Source organism: Streptomyces sp. NPDC107559 (assembly GCF_055657365.1).
In genome coordinates this window covers 1-15,855 of the sequence record NZ_JBVKBD010000010.1, presented here as the reverse complement: position 1 = coordinate 15,855, position 15,855 = coordinate 1, and the positions used below count along the sequence as shown (strand labels likewise).

Here is a 15,855-nt window from a genome sequence, read left to right as displayed (position 1 = left end):
CGGGGGGCGGGTGTGTGCCGGGCGGGGCGGAGGTGTACGCGAGGTGTGCCAGGACGGGCCGGGGTGTCTCGAGGGTGTCCGGAGGAACAGGCGGCGTCCGGTCAGGCGCGCAGGAACGCGAGGACCGCCAGCACCCTCCGATGGGTCTCGTCCGTCTGCGGCAGGTCCAGCTTGCCGAGGATGCTGCCGATGTGTTTGCCGACGGCCGCCTCGGACACCACGAGTTCGCGGGCGATCGACCCGTTCGACCTGCCCTCCGCGATCAGGGCCAGCACCTCCCGCTCGCGCGGGGTGAGCCGTTGCAGCGGATCCCGGCGGCGGCGCAGCAACTGGCGTACGACCTCGGGGTCGACGACCGTGCCGCCGGCGGCGACCTCGCCCAGGGCGTCCAGGAACTCCACGACCTGGCCGACCCGGTCCTTGAGCAGGTAACCGACCGCCGTGCCGTCGCCGGAGTCCAGCAGTTCGGCGGCGTACGTACGCTGCACGTACTGGCTGAGCACCAGCACGGGCAGCCCCGGGCGCCGTTCCCGCAACCGGACGGCGGCGTGCAGTCCTTCGTCCTGGAACCCCGGGGGCATCCGGACGTCGGTCACGACGATGTCGGGGGCGTGCTCCTCGACCGCCTCGACCAGCGCCACCGCGTCGCCGACCGCCGCGACCACCTCGTGTCCGCCGCGGTCGAGCAGTCCGACGAGCCCTTCCCGCAACAACACACTGTCCTCCGCCAGCACTACGCGCAGCGGTCCGTCGGCTCGCAAGGAAACTCCACACACAAGAGGGTCGGTCCGCCCGGTGGGCTGGACAGGGAGAGTCTGCCATCGAGCACCGACACCCGGTCCGCAAGTCCGGTGAGCCCGCTTCCGTTCCCGGCGGCCGCGCCGCCCCGGCCGTCGTCGCGCACCCGCAGGAACAGGCGTCCGTCGCGATGCTCCCCGGTCACCTCCGCGCGGTGGGCGCCGCTGTGCCTGGCGATGTTGGCGAGAGCCTCACAGACCACGAAGTACGCGGCGGCCTCGACGCTCTGGGGCAGGCGCGCGGACAGTTCCAGGGTGACGTCCACGGGTACCGCGGAACGGTCCGCCGCGTCGGCGACCGCCGCCGGGAGGCCGTAGTCCGCGAGGACCTTGGGATGGATGCCGTGGACGAGTTCACGCAGCTCCGCCAGCGCCTCGCCCGCCTGTCGATGGGCCTGGGCCAGCTGGTCGGCGAGCGGCCCCGGCGGTGCGTCCAGGCGGGCCAGACCCAGCGTCATCGTCAGCGCCACCAGTCGTTGTTGCGCCCCGTCGTGCAGATCGCGCTCGATGCGCCGGCGCTCCGCCTCGAAGGCGTCCACCAGCCGGACGCGCGAGCGCGTCAGCTCCACGACCCGCTCGCCCAGATCGCCGTCGCGCGGCGCGATCAGCAGACGGGTCAGTTCGGCCCGGCCGCCGGCGATCGCCGCGAGCGCGTAGCCGCCCAGGAGCAGCAGGGCCAGCCCGAGCACGGCGAACCCGAAGGCGGTCGGCCAGTCGGTGACCGTCCAGACCTTGAGCACCTTGGTCTGCCGGCCGTCGCCGACGGTCGCCAGGAGCAGCGGGGTCGCGATCACCGACAGGGGGACGAGGAGCCCGACGGTGAGCGCGAGGGCGTCGACCGGCCACAGCAGAACGGCGAACAGCAGCGCGTAGCCGAGCTCCCGCCAGGTGGCCCGCTCCCGCAGCCGCATCGTCAGCCAGGGCCACAGACCCCGTGCGGCCGGTGCCCGGTGGCGGCCGGTGACCGGGTCGCGGTCGACCAGGCGCAGCCGGTGCCGCTCCGCCCACGCCACCGGAATCCCGGCGAGGGCGACACAGCCGAGCAGGGGGAGCCCCACGAGCACGACGGAGAGGACACAGCCGACCGCCGTCGTGCTCACGATCCCCACGAGGGCGGCCGCCCCGGCCGGTATGCCGGTGAGCAGGTAGGCGGCCGACCGCCACGGCCAGAGCGAGAGCAGGTAGCCCGGCCCGGACATGGCCTGCCATACGTTCCGAGGGCGCATGCGATCACCGTAGAAGCTCCGGCGGGGCCGGTGCCATCGGTCCAGGGGGAGCTCCTGGGGTAGGGCCGGCCCTACCCCAGGTCTCGCCCCTGCCGCACTGCGCGGGCACGCCGTCACACGGTTTCGTGGGGCCATCGGGCAGCACCGGTTCACCGAGCGGCACGGACATCGCGAGCGGTGCGGCGCCGACATGGCCAACCGAGCGGCACGGACATCGGCAACGGTGCGGCACGGACATCGGCAACGGTGCGGCACGGACATGGACATCGGTGCGGCACGGACAGCGAGAACGGTGGGGACAGATGAACGAGGACGCCATCCGGTTGCACTCCGTCAGCAGGCGGTACGGGACGGGGGACAGCGCGGTGACGGCGCTCGACCGGGTCTCGCTCGCCGTCCCGCAGGGCACCTTCACCGCCGTCATGGGCCCTTCAGGCTCGGGCAAGTCGACCCTGTTGCAGTGCGCCGCCGGACTGGACCGCCCCACCTCGGGTTCGGTCGTCGTGGGCGGGACCGACCTGACGAGGCTGAGCGAGACCCGGCTGACCCTGCTGCGCCGCGAACGCATCGGGTTCGTCTTCCAGTCCTTCAACCTGCTGCCGTCCCTGACGGCCGAGCAGAACGTGGCGCTGCCCCTGCGGCTCGCCCGCCGCCGACCACCCCGGGCCCGGGTGCGCGAGGTCCTCGAACAGGTCGGCCTGGGCGACCGGGCGCGGCACCGGCCGACGGAGCTGTCCGGCGGCCAGCAGCAGCGCGTCGCCCTGGCCCGAGCGCTGATCACCCGCCCCGAGGTGCTCTTCGGCGACGAGCCGACCGGCGCCCTCGACACGCACACCGGCCGTGAGGTGCTGAAGCTGCTGCGCGCCATGGTCGACACCGAGGGCCGCACGGTCGTCATGGTCACGCACGACCCGGTCGCCGCCTCGTACGCCGACCGCGTCGTCTTCCTCGTCGACGGGCGGATCGAGAGCGAGCTGGCCGGGGCGCAAGCCGACGACATCGCCACGCGGATGACGAAACTGGAGGCCGGAGCGTGCTGACCGTCGCCCTGTGCACCCTGCGCAGCCGCTGGGTCACCTTCGCCGGCAGCTTCGTCGCCCTCGCGCTCGGTGTCGCGCTGACCACCGTCATGGGTCTGGCCCTCGCCTCGACGCTGCACGCGCCCGGCCGGGACCCGGAGCGGTTCGCCGCGGCGCCCGTCGTGGTGCAGGCGTCCGACACCCTGCGCGTGCCCACCCCGCACGGCGACCGGGTCCGCAGGCTGGACCGGCCGCGCGCCCTGCCCGCCGCCGTACTCGCGCGGCTGCGGCGGCTCGGCCCCGTCGTCGAGGACCGGTCGTTCGCCGTACGGGCCCGGGGCGGACCGGGCGACCTGGTGGGACACCCCTGGTCCACCGCCGCGTTCGCACCGTACGAGCTCGACGCGGGACGCGCGCCCACCGCGGACGACGAGGTCGTCGTCAGCGGCGACTGGACCCGGCCCGGCCGGCGCGTACGGACAGATCACGGCACCGTGCACGTGGTCGGCACCGTCGCCGGACACGGCTTCGAGAACGCCGTGTTCTACACCGACCGGCGCGCGGCCGGGATCCGGCCGACCAGCACCCGGGCGGTCGTGGACGCCGAGGCGTCGGCCGTGCGTGCGGCGGTGGGCGGTACCGGTGTCCAGGTCCTCACGGGCGACGCGCGCCGCCGGGCCGACGCCGATGCCGACCGGGACGGCGAGGCCCTCACCGCGATGAACGCACTGTTCGGCACCGCCGGCGGGGTGACCACCTTCGTGTCGGTGTTCGTGGTGGCGTCCACCTTCGCGTTCTCGGTCGCCCAACGGCGTCGCGAGTTCGGGCTGCTGCGCACGGCCGGGGCGACCCCGGGGCAGATCCGCCGGACGGTCTTCGTCGAGGCCCTCCTGGTCGGGGTGCTCGCCTCTGCCGCCGGCTGCCTGCTCGGCGGTCACGAGGCACCCCGGCTGGCCGCCCGGGTGGTCGACGGCGGCCTGGCCCCGGACTGGTTCACCGTGGGCGGCGCCACCTGGCCGTACGGCGCGGCCTTCGCGACCGGCCTGCTCGTCGCGCTGTGCGGTGTGACGGCCGCGTCCTGGCGTGCGGGCCGCACCGGTCCCGTCCAGGCCCTGCGCGAGGCCTCCGTCGACACCCGGACGATGACGTGGGGCCGACGGGCGTCCGGCGCCGCGCTGCTGCTGACCGCGGCGGTGACCTGCGCGGTCGCCCTGCTCACCGACCCGGCCGACCTGTTGCACCGCAAGACCTATGTGAGCCGGCCGATGCTGCTGATCAGCGCGGTGGCGCTGCTCGCTCCGGCCGTGGTGCGCCCGCTGACCCGGCTGCTCGCCTGGCTGCCGGCCCGGCTGCCCGGCGCGGGCGGCATGCTCGTACGGGAGAACGCCGCCGCGGGCGTGCGCCGTACCGCCGCGATCGCCGCGCCGGTCCTGGTGACGGTCGCGCTCACCGGCTCGCTCCTCGGGGCCACCGCGACCCTGGACCGGGCGAAGGCCGGCGAGCTCGGGGAGCGGACGGCCGCCGCCTTCGTGGTCGTCCCGGCGGGCGACGCGGGTTTCGACGCGACGACGCTGCGCAGACTGCGCGGGGTGTCCGGTGCCGAGGTGTCCGCGACCTCGGCGAGCGCCGTGCACGTCCTGGAGGACGGCGTGTCGCTCCGCAGGGACGACGCCCGCGCCGCCGATCCCGGGCCGCTGGCCGCCACCACCGATCTGCCGGTCGTGGCCGGGAGCGTGCGCGCCCTCGACGACGACTCGATCGTCGTCAACGAGGAGTGGGAACAGCACACCGTGGGGCAGCGGGTGCGGATCTGGCTCGGTGACGGCACGCCCAGGACCCTGCGGATCGTCGCGGTGCTGCGGCAGGGCACGGGCGGCAACGGCGTCTACGTCACCCCGCGCAACGCCCCGGGCGCGAGCGTCGACCGCGTCGACGTCGCCCTCGTGGACGGCGCCGAACCGGCCACCGTGGCCGACGGGCTGCGGACGGCCGTGCGCGCGTCGGGCGGCCGGGTCCTCACCGGGTCGCAGTGGGTGCGGGCGAGTTCCCCGCGGAGCAACCGGACGACCCGGATCGGGCTGTTCCTGGTCCTCGGTATCGCTCTCCTCTATACCGGCATCTCGCTCGCCAACACCATGACCATGGCGACCTCCGACCGGGTCCGCGACCTGGCCGTGCTGCGGCTGGCCGGAGCGACGCGGCGGCAGGTGCTGCGCCTGGTGGCCGCCGAGTCGCTGCTGGTCGTCGGGGTCGGCGCCGTGCTGGGACTCCTGGTGGCGGGCGTCGACCTGGCGGGCATGTGGTGCGCGCTGCGCGTGCTGTCGGTGCGCGCCGTGATCGAGCTCCCCTGGACGGCCCTCGGCGGGGCCGTCGGCGCCTGCGCGGCACTTGCCGTGATCTCCTCCGTCCTGCCCGCCTGGATCGCGTTGCGCCGGTGCGGGGACACGCCGGGAATGTCCCGGTGAGGCCCGCTGTTGTAGGCCTCGTGACTGGCATGCACCGATCAGTGGGTGCGATGCCGGTGAGAGGAGAATGCATGGCCCGCAACGAGGTCCGTCCCGTCGTGACGCTGAAGTCGACGGCCGGGACCGGTGTGACCTATGTGACGCGCAAGAACCGCCGCAACGACCCGGACCGGCTGGTCCTGCGCAAGTACGACCCGGTGGCAGGGGCGCACGTCCCCTTCCGCGAGGAGCGATGACCACGGTCCACGCTCCGGCGCGCCGCTGACCGCGGCCACCGACGCCCGATCGAACCGAAGGAGAACGCAGCCATGAAGGTGCGTACGTCGCTGCGCGCGCTCAAGTCCAAGCCGGGGGCGCAGGTCGTCCGGCGACGGGGTGTGACGTTCGTCGTCAACCGGAAGAACCCCCGCTTCAAGGCCCGCCAGGGCTGACCCGGTCTCAACCCCGGGTGTCCGTACGGGCCGCCGCCGCGGTTCGCCTGCGGGCCGTGCGTTCGTCGTGCACGAACAGCGCCAGGCCGCAGGTCAGCACCGCGGCGGCGGCCCACACCGCGTGCACGCCCACCGCCACGGTGAGGGCCGCACCGCCCAGCGCGCCGGCCAGGAACGCCAGGATGACGGCCGTGAACTGACCGGCCCGGCGCGCCGCCTCCCGGTCGCCGTCGACGAGCGCCTCGTACGCGCTCTGTGTCGCGGTCCGGAGGTTCCCCGTCGTCATCGTGCTGTTGTAGGCGGTGTCCACGAGTTTGCGGAACGCGGTGATCTGCACGGACGCGGTGAACGAGATCAGTACGACGACCAGCGCGTCCGGTGCGGTGGCGGGCAGCAGCCCGACGCCCGCCAGCACCACGATCTCCAGCACCAGCGCCGCCACGGGAGGCCACCGCACGACGCCGGCCGGCCGGGGACGCTTGAGCGTCTCCGCCGCCACGACACCCGCGATGAACGCCAGGATCGGCGGAACGTGGCGCCACGCCTGCCCCCACTGCCTGTGGGCCGCCTCGATGCCGAACAGGACCACGTTCCCCGTCTGCGCGTTGGCGAAGACGCCGTCCAGGCTCACGAAGGTATAGGCGTCCAGCGCCCCGCCGACCATCGCCAGGAGCACACCCAGTCGCACCGACTGCGACGTCGGCAGCGGTTCCGGGACGCTCACCCTCCACCTCCGGCGGCCGGCTGCGCAGCGGCCTTCGCCCTACGCTCTCACCCACCCCGTGCCGCCACGGCGCACGACACGAGCGCCGGGCGTACGGCACGGGGGGGTGGCGTACGGCGCAGGCCGGTGGCGTACGACCCCCGCTGCGGCCCGCTCAGGCGCGGAGCGCGCCCAGGGCCGCGAGCAGCCGGTCGACGTCGTTCTCGTCGGAGTACGGTGCCAGGCCGACCCGCACCGCCCCTTCACCGCCGAGCCCGAGGCGCACGGAGGCCTCCAGCGCGTAGAAGGAGCCGGCCGGGGCGTCGACGCCGTGGTCCGCGAGATGGCGCGAGACGTCCGCCGACCGGTGGCCGGCCACGGAGAACAGCAGGGTCGGGGTGCGGTGCGCGGCGCGGGAGTACACCGTCACACCGCCGAGGTCCGCCAGCCCGCGCTCGATCCGGGCCCGCAGGGCGTCCTCGTGGGCCTCGACGGCCGTGAAGGCGGCGCGCAGGCGCTCCTGCCGCGTGCCCTGCGCGCCGGGCGCCAGGTCGGCGAGGAGGTCCACCGCGGCACGGGCGCCCGCCAGCAACTCGTAGGGCAGCGTGCCGAGTTCGAACCGCTCCGGCACGGCGTCCGAGGACGGCAGCAGCTTGTCGGGCCGCAGCGTCTCCAGCAGTTCGGGCCGGCTCACCAGCACGCCCAGGTGCGGCCCGAGGAACTTGTAGGGGGAGCACACCAGGGTGTCCGCACCGAGCTCGGCGAGGTCCACGGTCGCGTGCGCCGCGTAGTGCACCGCGTCCACGTGCAGCAGCGCCCCGGCGTCGTGTGCCAGTCGGGCCACGGCGGGGATGTCGGGGCGGGTGCCGATCAGGTTGGACGCGGCGGTCACGGCGACCAGCCGGGTGCGCGACGACAGCACCGCCTCGATGTGCTCGGGCCGCAGCTCGCCCGTGGCCGGGTCGAAGTCCGCCTCGCGGACCCGCGCGCCCACGGCCTCCGCCGCCTGGATCCAGGGCCGGATGTTGGAGTCGTGGTCGAGCCGGGTGACGACCACCTCGTCGCCCGCGTTCCAGGTCTTGGCGAGGGTGCGGGCCAGGTCGTAGGTGAGCTGGGTGGCGCTGCGGCCGAAGACGACGCCGCGCGCCGGTACGCCGGTCAGGTCGCCCAGCGCGGCGCGGGCGGCGGCGACGACCGCCTCCGCGTTGCGCTCGCCCTCGGTGGTCTGCCCCCGGTTGGCCAGGGGTGCGGCCAGCGTCTCCACCATCGCGTCGATGACGGGCTGCGGCGTCTGGGTACCGCCGGGAGCGTCGAACCGGGCGGACCCGGACTTCAGGGCGGGGATCAGGGCGCGGAGCGCTGCGACGTCGAAGGCCATGCCAACTCCCTGGGACAAGGGGGTGAGGTGCGTGCATCCCACCCGTACCGGGCGGTTACCGCACATGATCGCAGTTCGGGTGTCCCGCCGCGGGGCCGGGTCCGTCTCACCGGCGGCTTCCACGGCCTCGGCAGGCTGCGCCAAGTCCCGGAATGCGAGACGCCCTAGCAGGCACTCCCTGTGACGACGTCGGTACGCGATAAGAAAATGCTGTGAATTCGTGAGGCGCCTGAACGCCTCCGGGCCCGGCTCCGTATGGGACGAGGGATTTTCATACCCGGAGCCTCGTCACGACGCGTAGGAGTTTTCCGTGGGACGCAACACGCGCAGACGCCCAACAGGCGCACGACGCGCGACCTTTGCCGCAGCCGCTCTGATCCTGGGCGGCGGAGGACTGGTCGTGGCGAACGTGTACGCCTCCGCGAGCGAGAGCGGGCAGGGCGGCGACACGCAGCAGTCGGGCGGGTGGGGTCCCGGCACGATCGACTGTCCGGACGTCGGCGACAGTCTGACGGACGTTCCCGATGCTGCCCGCGCGGACGTCGACAAGGAACTCGCGCTGCTGGACCAGCAGGTCGCGGAGGCCTACAAGAAGCTCCAGGAGTCGGCGCAGGCCGTCCAGGACGACAGCGGCTTCGCCGACAGCGAGATCATGAATCCGCTGAAGGAGACGCGGGCCGCGACGATCGAGCGCATCGCGGTCGCCATCGGCCAGGCCGGGGACCGTCCGGAGGATCTGGAGGCGCTGGCCGCCTGCACGCTGCGCCAGCAGACGCAGGATCAGGGCCAGCAGGGCCAGGGCCAGGACCAGGGTCAGCAGAACCAGGACCAGGGCCAGCAGAACCAGGGGCAGAACCAGGGGCAGGGTCAGGCCGGAAACGGCGGGCAGGCCGGAAACGGCCCGGTCGCTGCCGACTACGCGGACATCAACTCGGCCCAGCCCAACGCGCAGAGCCCCGCACTCCAGGCGGACGCCTCCCGCGGCACCTTCGCCACCAGCTGCGGTGTGAACGCCAACGGGCTGTTCAACTCCGACAACGTCATCGTCGCCCCGGGCGTCAGCAACGGAGCCCACCACTTCCACGACTACGTCGGCAACCAGTCCAACAGCGCCTTCGCCAGCGACGGCGACCTGGCGAACGCACAGACCAGCTGCCAGGACCAGGGCGACAAGTCGTCGTACTTCTGGCCCGTGCTGCGTCTCCAGAACGGCACCCAGGAGCGGGACGCCGGATCGCCCGGTGGCGGCACCGAGGGCAACGCCGGTCAGATCGTCACGCCCAAGCAGGTGACGATGACCTTCGTGGGCAACCCCCGCAGCAAGGTCACCGCCATGCCGCGGCTGCTGCGCATCATCACCGGCGACGCCAAGGCCTTCGTCAACGGCCCCGCCAACGCCAACGCGTCCTGGAGCTGCACGGGCCTGGAGGACCGGCAGTTGAAGGACAAGTACCCGCTCTGCCCGAGCGGCAGCGACGTCGTGCGCACGTTCAAGTTCCAGAGCTGCTGGGACGGACGGAACATCGACAGCGCCAACCACCGTACGCACGTGGCGTTCGCCGCCGCCGACGGCTCCTGCCCGAGCGGCTTCCAGGCCATTCCGCAGCTGGTGCAGCGCATCGTGTACGACGTGGACGCGCCCAGCTTGCAGGACGGCGGCCGTACGACCCCGCTGTTCGCGGTGGACTCCTTCCCCGAGAACCTGCACAAGCCGATCACGGACCACGGCGACTTCATCAACGTCTTCGACGAGAAGCTGATGAACGAGATGGTCGACTGCATCAACGGCGGCCGGCAGTGCGGCGTGGGCGCCGAGCCGGGCAACGGCGGCGGCGACAACGGGGCCGGTAACGGCGGCAACGGCGGCGACAACGGCGCGGGCAACGGCGGCGGCAACGGCGACCAGGGCCAGCAGACGCAGACCCCCGAGCCTCCGAAGGACGGGAACGGCGCGCAGGGGCAGACCGGTGGCGACACCGGTAACGGTGGCAACGCCGGTAACGGTGGCAACGCAGGCAACGGTGGCAACGCAGGCAACGGTGGCCAGGCGACCATGGAGCCGCCCGCCGCCACGGCCACCGCCACCCGTCCCGGCAACACCCAGCCCAAGCCCTACTCCTCCCCCTCGGCGACCAACCGCCCGAAGGACGACTCGGGACAGCAGGGTTCGGGCGGCAACGGCTCCGGCCTGGTCACCACCGCCCCCGAAGCCGACGACACGGCAGCCGCCGGATCGGGCTCGACGGGCGGCGCCGAGCAGACCCAGGCCGCGGACGACGGCGGGCAGGCCACCTCCGCCGCGCAGCCGGCCCCCCAGACCGTGCCGCAGACCGAACCGCAGGCGGTCCAGGGCGGTCTCGCCGAGACCGGCGCGCAGCTGTGGCCCGCGGCGCTCGGCGGCGTGCTCGCCATCGCCGGTGTCGTCCTGCTGATCCGCACCAGGCGACGCCCCGTGTGACGACGCCCGGGTGAGCACCCACGGCACGGCGCCCGGACCGGTACCGACGGTCCGGGCGCCGTGCCGATCCATGCCCGGCGTACCGTGCCGCCGTAACGTGCGAACTGCCCGGACGGAATGATCCGTCCGGGCAGTTCGCGGTTCGGGTGGGTCCTCGGTGTGAGTCCCGAGGGTCAGGCGGGCCGTGCCGCGCTGTGGATCGCCGCCTGCCCGGCGAAGAAGATGGACTCCTCGCGGATCAGGGCACCCGGCCCCGGGGCGTGGATCATCGTGCCGGGTCCGGCGCAGACACCGACATGGCTGGTGTCGCCGTGGAAGAAGATGAGATCGCCGGGCTGGAGGTCGGTGAGCGGGATCGCCGAGACCGTGCGGGCCTGGTCGGCCGCCGCGCGGGGGAGCGCGACCCCGGCGGCCCGCCAGGCTGCCTGGGTGAGACTGGAACAGTCGTACGACTCGGGGCCGGTCGCACCCCACAGGCACGGCCTGCCGATCTGGGCGCGCGCGAACTCGAGGGCCTTCGCGGCCTTGCCGCCGTACCCCGCCGGTTCCGGAATGCCGACCGCGACCGGGGCGGGCATGGCGGGGGCAGCAGGCATGGCAGGCATGGCAGGCATGGCGGGTGCCGCGGGCATGGCGGGTGCGGCGAACTGGCCGGTGTTCATCAGGGCGAACTGGCCCGTGTCGGCGGGGTTGCCCGGGTAGGCGGCGACCGCGGGGGCGCTCGGATAACCGGGGCTCACCGGGGCGCTCGGGTACGCGGCGGTCACCGGGGCGCTCGGGTACGCGGCGGTCACAGGGGCGCTCGGGTAGGCCGGGTCGGCAGGGGTGGCCGGGTAGCCGACGTCAGCGGGGGCGCCGAGGTAGGCAGGGCTCGCGGGGGCGCTCGGGTAGCCGGTGGCGACCGGGGCGCTCGGGTAGGCCCCCATGCTCGGGACGGCGCTGAACTGCCCCGTGTCGGCGGGGGGATTGGTGAGACCGGCCTCGAAGGGAAGGCTGAACTGCCCCGTGTCGACGGGGGTGTTCGGATAGGCGGCCACGCTCGGGATGGCGCTGAACTGCCCGGTGTCGGCCGGCGGGTTCGTCACGGCGGCATCGAGGGGGAGGCTGAACTGCCCGGTGGCGATGGGGGTGTTCGGGTATCCCGCGACACTGGGAACGGTGCCGAACTGACCGGTGGCGCCGGGAGCGCTCGGGTACTCGCCGCCTCCGGCGAGCGGGCCGGGGGCGGGCGACGGCTGGGTCAGCCACCCGGTGCCCTCGCCGAACAGCGGGTCCTGCTCCGGGACCGGCCAGCGCGGTGCGGCGGCCGGTGCGCTCTCCGGGGCCGGTGGAGCGGTACGCAGGGCGACCTGCCGGGTCAGCAGCCTCCGGGCCTGGGTGAGCTTCTCCTGGTTCTGCCCCTTGGCCGACCGCCGCGCGATCTGCCGTGCCGCGGTGTCAGCCACAGGCGTGGCCGCAGGCACGGGTGCGGGCGTGACCGCGAGAGCAGGCGTCACCGTGGGTGCGGCCGCGGGCGGTCCGGCCGGGAGCGCGGAAGGGGCGGCGGGCAGAGCCGGGAAGGCGTCCCGTGGGCGCTCCGGCGCGGCCGGGAGCGCGGCGATGGGCGCGACGGGCCCGGCGGTGAGCTCCGGGGCGCGCCGGGCGGGAGCCTCAAGTTCGGGGCGAGGGGCCGGAATGGCGGCCGGGAGCTCCGGCGCGGGCGCCGGTGCGGGACGGGCCGACGGGGCGGGCATCCGGTCGGCGGGCAGCACGGCCGCGACGATCGGGCCCACGTTGGCGCGCGCTCCGTCGAACCACTTCCGGGCGACGGCGTCGAGGGCGGGGTCGGACGGCTTGCGCTGGGCGGGACGCGCCGGGCGGCCGGTCCTGCGGTCGCCGACCGACATCGCGCGGGTGGCGTTGTAGGTCCCCGAGTCGGTCTCCGCGCGGTCGTAGAGGGTGTTGATCCGCTGCCGGATCTCCTCGCCGCTGACCGCGTCCGACATACCGGGGAGGCCGAGACCTTCGGGGCGCTTGTCGCGTCCTGGCGCCATCGGCGACGTACTCCTTCCGTGCTCCGCCTACCGAGTTAGCTGTCGGGTTCGGGCGGAGGTTCCGGAAGGCGTGCCCTACGGCCCTTGCCCCGCAGGGCGGTTGGGCCGATTCACCCCAAAGGATCGGTTGGGTCCCCGGCTCCGGCGGCCGCAGTGGTTCACCGGACTCGGCGGAGGCAGCGCGGCCCGGCGGGATTCGCCGGAGGAACCGAGCGGCCTGGCGCCAACTTAGCTAATTTGTGCGGCTCGTGTGAAGGTTGAAGTGCGGTATGTCCGATACGTATTGTGACCTTCATTTCCCTCCGTCGCGCTCCGGGCCGGAGGCGAGAGGGGTGGGGGTGGGGCGGCGGCCGTCGCGCTCCGCGCCCTGTTGGCTCGATCGCTTCGCTCGCTTCGATCGGTGCACGTGAATCGATTGTCGTGACGATCGATTCCGTCGTCGAATCTTGAATCGGCATACGATTCAGTCGTACGCTCTGTGTGCTCATCCGCCGTCGCTCTACGAGGTAGTCATGGACCGCACCCGCCTTCAGCACCTCCTGGCCCGCGAGAGCGCCGAGGCCGACCGTCGCAACCCCCGCTCTAAGACCGCCTACGCGCGGTCCGAGCATCTCTTCGGCCGGGTGCCGATGACCTGGATGAACAAGACCGCCGGTGCCTTCCCGCGCTATCTGGACACCGCGCGCGGCGCCAGGGTGACCGACATCGACGGACACGAGTACATCGACTTCTGCCTCGGCGACACCGGCGCGATGGCCGGCCACTCGCCGGCGGTGGTGGCCGAAGCCGTCCGGCACCGTTTCGCCGAGCTGGGCGGCGCGACCGCGATGCTGCCCACCGAGGACGCCGAATGGGTCGGCGCGGAGCTGACCCGCCGCTTCGGGCTCACCCGGTGGAGCTTCTCGCTGACGGCGACGGACGCCAACCGCTGGGCCATCCGGCTCGCCCGCGCCGTCACCGGCCGCTCCAAGATCCTCGTGAACGGCTACAGCTACCACGGCAGCGTCGACGAGTCGCTCATCGTCGTCGGGCCCGACGGCCTGGGCGCCGCTCGGCCCGGAAACGTCGGTGCACCCTGCGACGTCACGCTGACCAGCAGGGTCGCCGAGTTCAACGATCTGGAGCGGCTGGAGCGCGAACTCGCCCACGGCGACGTCGCCGCCGTCCTGATGGAGCCCGCGCTGACCAACATCGGCATCGTGCTCCCCGAACCCGGCTACCTGGCCGGGGTCCGCGCCCTGACCCGGCAGTACGGCACCCTCCTCATCAACGACGAGACGCACACCTTCTCCGCCGGTCCGGGCGGCTGCACCGCGGCCTGGGACCTGGAACCGGACGTCCTGACCATCGGCAAGGCGATCGGCGGCGGCATCCCCGCGGGCGCCTACGGCCTCTCCGCCGACCTGGCCGACCGGCTGCTGTCCCGCGCCGATCTCGACCTGGTGGACATGGGCGGCGTCGGCGGCACCCTCGCGGGCAACGCGCTGTCCGTCGCCGCGATGCGCGCCACCCTGGAACACGTCCTCACCGACGACGCCTTCACCCACATGTCCGAGCTGTCCGAGCGCTTCGAGGCAGGGGTGCGCGCGGGCATCGCCGCCCACGGTCTGCCCTGGTCCGTCAGCCGCCTCGGGGCACGCACCGAGTATCGCTTCGCCGACCCGGCCCCGCGCACCGGCGCCGAGTCCGCGGCGGCCGGCGACACCGAGCTGGAGGACTTCCTCCACCTCTATCTCGCCAACCGCGGCATCCTGCTGACCCCGTTCCACAACATGGCGCTCATGTGCCCCGACACCACGGAGCAGGACGTGGACACCCACACCGGGCTGTTCGCCGCCGCCCTCGCCGAACTCGTCGGCTGACGTGCGCCGATAGGGTGGGCGCGAGCCGCCGGGAAGGAAAGGGGACCAGCAGACGTGGACGAGATCGACCGGGCCATCCTGCGGGAACTTCAGACCGACGGGCGTATCGCGTACGCCGACCTCGGCCCCAAGGTCGGCCTGTCCGCCTCCGCCGCCCGGCAGCGGCTGCAACGCCTGCTGGACTCCCGGGCCGTCCAGGTAGTCGGCGTGACCGACCCGATGGCCATGGGCGGCCAGGCCATGGCACTGCTCGGCATCGGCGTGGACGGCGACCCGCGCACGGTCGCCGACGCGCTCGCGGAACGGCCCGAGGTGGTCTACTCCGTACTCACCTCGGGCGGGTTCGACCTGTTCGCCGAGGTGGTCACGCCCGGCCCGAAGGACCTCCTGGACTTCGTCAACGACGTCGTCAGGCCGATCGACGGAGTCCGGCAGGTGCAGTCCTTCCCGTACTTCGGGATCCACACCCACCGGTTCCTGTGGGACGTCGGCTGACGGGCTGGGCTCGGCGCAAGCCTCGTCCTTCAGGGCAGGGTAAGTCGGAATGGTCCGCAGGGCGAGGCTGTCCAGGCCGGTGTTGTCAGTGCCGGGCAGTAGTTTGTTCACATGCAGCTCCGGTACAACTTCCGCGTGTACCCCGAGCCCGCACAGCGTGATGCGCTGGCCAGGGCGTTCGGGTGTGCCCGCGTGGTCTTCAACGACGGCCTTCGGGCCCGTCGGGAAGCACACGCGGCGGGGCTGCCGTATATCAAGGACACCGACCTTCAAAAGCAGGTCATCACTGCCGCCAAGCGCACCGGGGAACGCGTGTGGCTGTCCGAGGTGTCGTCGGTGGTGCTGGTGCAGTCCCTGCGGGACCTGCACACCGCCTACCGCAACTTCTTCTCCTGCGTCACCGGCAAGCGCAAGGGCCCGAAGGTTGCGCCGCCCCGGTTCAAGTCCAAGCGGGACAACCGGCAGTCGATCCGGCTCACCGCCAACGGGTTCTTGCTGCGCGGCAACAGCCGCCTGTACGTGGCGAAGGTCGGGGACCTGCGGGCGCGCTGGTCACGCCCGCTTCCGGCGGTGCCTACCTCGGTCACGGTCATCATGGACGCGGCCGGCCGGTACTGGGCATCGTTCGTCGTGGACACCGACCCGGAGTTCCTGCCCCGGACCCACGCCGAGACCGGTATCGATCTCGGCCTGTCCGCGTTCGCGGTCCTCTCCGACGGACAGAAGATCGCTTCCCCCCGCTTCCTGCGCCGCGCCGAGAAGAAGCTCAAGCGGTTGCAGAAGGACTTGAGCCGCAAGGCGAAGGGGTCGAAGAACCGGGCCAAGGCCCGCACCAAGGTCGCGCGCCAGCACGCCCGTGCGGCGGACCGGCGCCGGGACTGGCACCACAAAGTATCCACGAAGATCATCCGCGAGACCCAAGCGGTGTATGTGGAAGACCTTGCGGTGTCCGCTCTCGCGCGCACCCGGCTCGCCAAGTCCGTGCACG

At 73.1% G+C, this 15,855-nt stretch carries 13 protein-coding genes and 1 riboswitch; of the genes, 8 read left to right on the top strand and 5 right to left on the bottom strand.

Annotated features, from left to right (window positions below; all coding sequences use genetic code 11):
• Window positions 1-101: 101 nt before the first annotated feature.
• Both ACZ7OY_RS27065 and ACZ7OY_RS27060 read right to left on the bottom strand, forming a co-directional pair.
• On the bottom strand, window positions 102-734 hold the full coding sequence (locus tag ACZ7OY_RS27065) for a response regulator (RefSeq protein ID WP_471914001.1): 633 nt from the start codon (window positions 732-734) through the stop codon (window positions 102-104).
• Entirely contained in the window at window positions 734-2,023 is a 1,290-nt protein-coding gene (locus ACZ7OY_RS27060) for a sensor histidine kinase (protein ID WP_471913763.1), read from the bottom strand. The genes ACZ7OY_RS27065 and ACZ7OY_RS27060 overlap by 1 nt, the downstream gene beginning before the upstream one ends.
• Window positions 2,024-2,325: 302 nt before the next feature.
• Between ACZ7OY_RS27060 and ACZ7OY_RS27055 the strand changes: the two genes are divergently transcribed.
• From ACZ7OY_RS27055 to ACZ7OY_RS27040, 4 genes are all read left to right on the top strand, one after another.
• Window positions 2,326-3,063 (top strand): ABC transporter ATP-binding protein, encoded by a 738-nt coding sequence (locus ACZ7OY_RS27055; RefSeq protein WP_471913762.1) that lies wholly within the window; start codon window positions 2,326-2,328, stop codon window positions 3,061-3,063.
• A complete protein-coding gene (locus ACZ7OY_RS27050) occupies window positions 3,057-5,507 on the top strand; it encodes an ABC transporter permease (protein WP_471913761.1) in 2,451 nt (816 codons plus the stop codon). The genes ACZ7OY_RS27055 and ACZ7OY_RS27050 overlap by 7 nt, the downstream gene beginning before the upstream one ends.
• A gap of 71 nt (window positions 5,508-5,578) precedes the next feature.
• Complete coding sequence (gene rpmG, locus ACZ7OY_RS27045) at window positions 5,579-5,743, top strand: 50S ribosomal protein L33 (RefSeq protein ID WP_152889071.1); 165 nt, start codon at window positions 5,579-5,581, stop codon at window positions 5,741-5,743.
• A gap of 72 nt (window positions 5,744-5,815) precedes the next feature.
• Complete coding sequence (locus tag ACZ7OY_RS27040; RefSeq protein ID WP_469386588.1) at window positions 5,816-5,938, top strand: 50S ribosomal protein L36; 123 nt, start codon at window positions 5,816-5,818, stop codon at window positions 5,936-5,938.
• 7 nt (window positions 5,939-5,945) lie between these two features.
• Here ACZ7OY_RS27040 and ACZ7OY_RS27035 read toward each other — a convergent pair whose 3' ends face one another.
• Together ACZ7OY_RS27035 and ACZ7OY_RS27030 are read right to left on the bottom strand one after the other, a co-directional pair.
• Window positions 5,946-6,662, bottom strand: a complete 717-nt coding sequence (locus ACZ7OY_RS27035) for a YoaK family protein (RefSeq protein WP_471913760.1) — start codon at window positions 6,660-6,662, stop codon at window positions 5,946-5,948.
• Between the two features lie 154 nt (window positions 6,663-6,816).
• Window positions 6,817-8,019 (bottom strand): cysteine desulfurase-like protein, encoded by a 1,203-nt coding sequence (locus tag ACZ7OY_RS27030; RefSeq protein WP_471913759.1) that lies wholly within the window; start codon window positions 8,017-8,019, stop codon window positions 6,817-6,819.
• Window positions 8,020-8,329: 310 nt separating this feature from the next.
• Here ACZ7OY_RS27030 and ACZ7OY_RS27025 point away from each other — a divergent pair, with 310 nt between their 5' ends.
• A complete protein-coding gene (locus ACZ7OY_RS27025; protein WP_471913758.1) occupies window positions 8,330-10,477 on the top strand; it encodes a DUF1996 domain-containing protein in 2,148 nt (715 codons plus the stop codon).
• Between the two features lie 173 nt (window positions 10,478-10,650).
• Here ACZ7OY_RS27025 and ACZ7OY_RS27020 read toward each other — a convergent pair whose 3' ends face one another.
• A complete protein-coding gene (locus ACZ7OY_RS27020) occupies window positions 10,651-12,510 on the bottom strand; it encodes a C40 family peptidase (RefSeq protein WP_471913757.1) in 1,860 nt (619 codons plus the stop codon).
• A gap of 8 nt (window positions 12,511-12,518) precedes the next feature.
• Window positions 12,519-12,693: riboswitch (cyclic di-AMP (ydaO/yuaA leader) on the bottom strand.
• A 329-nt stretch (window positions 12,694-13,022) separates the two neighbouring features.
• On the opposite strand from ACZ7OY_RS27020, the gene ACZ7OY_RS27015 reads away from it, so the two are divergent.
• The 3 genes from ACZ7OY_RS27015 to ACZ7OY_RS27005 form a co-directional block, all read left to right on the top strand.
• Window positions 13,023-14,372 (top strand): transaminase, encoded by a 1,350-nt coding sequence (locus ACZ7OY_RS27015; RefSeq protein ID WP_471913756.1) that lies wholly within the window; start codon window positions 13,023-13,025, stop codon window positions 14,370-14,372.
• A 54-nt stretch (window positions 14,373-14,426) separates the two neighbouring features.
• Window positions 14,427-14,867 (top strand): Lrp/AsnC family transcriptional regulator, encoded by a 441-nt coding sequence (locus tag ACZ7OY_RS27010; protein WP_351606356.1) that lies wholly within the window; start codon window positions 14,427-14,429, stop codon window positions 14,865-14,867.
• 111 nt (window positions 14,868-14,978) lie between these two features.
• Window positions 14,979-15,855, top strand: an 877-nt coding sequence (locus ACZ7OY_RS27005; RefSeq protein WP_471913755.1) for an RNA-guided endonuclease InsQ/TnpB family protein, incomplete at its 3' end; no start/stop codon positions are given.

Excerpts from the sequence above, each read along its gene's own strand:
- ACZ7OY_RS27055 (WP_471913762.1), top strand. The coding sequence starts at position 2,326 with ATGAACGAGGACGCCATCCGGTTGCACTCCGTCAGCAGGCGGTACGGG.
- ACZ7OY_RS27060 (WP_471913763.1), bottom strand. The coding sequence starts at position 2,023 with ATGCGCCCTCGGAACGTATGGCAGGCCATGTCCGGGCCGGGCTACCTG.
- ACZ7OY_RS27015 (WP_471913756.1), top strand. The coding sequence starts at position 13,023 with ATGGACCGCACCCGCCTTCAGCACCTCCTGGCCCGCGAGAGCGCCGAG.
- rpmG (WP_152889071.1), top strand. The coding sequence starts at position 5,579 with ATGGCCCGCAACGAGGTCCGTCCCGTCGTGACGCTGAAGTCGACGGCC.
- ACZ7OY_RS27020 (WP_471913757.1), bottom strand. The coding sequence starts at position 12,510 with ATGGCGCCAGGACGCGACAAGCGCCCCGAAGGTCTCGGCCTCCCCGGT.
- ACZ7OY_RS27040 (WP_469386588.1), top strand. The coding sequence starts at position 5,816 with ATGAAGGTGCGTACGTCGCTGCGCGCGCTCAAGTCCAAGCCGGGGGCG.
- ACZ7OY_RS27030 (WP_471913759.1), bottom strand. The coding sequence starts at position 8,019 with ATGGCCTTCGACGTCGCAGCGCTCCGCGCCCTGATCCCCGCCCTGAAG.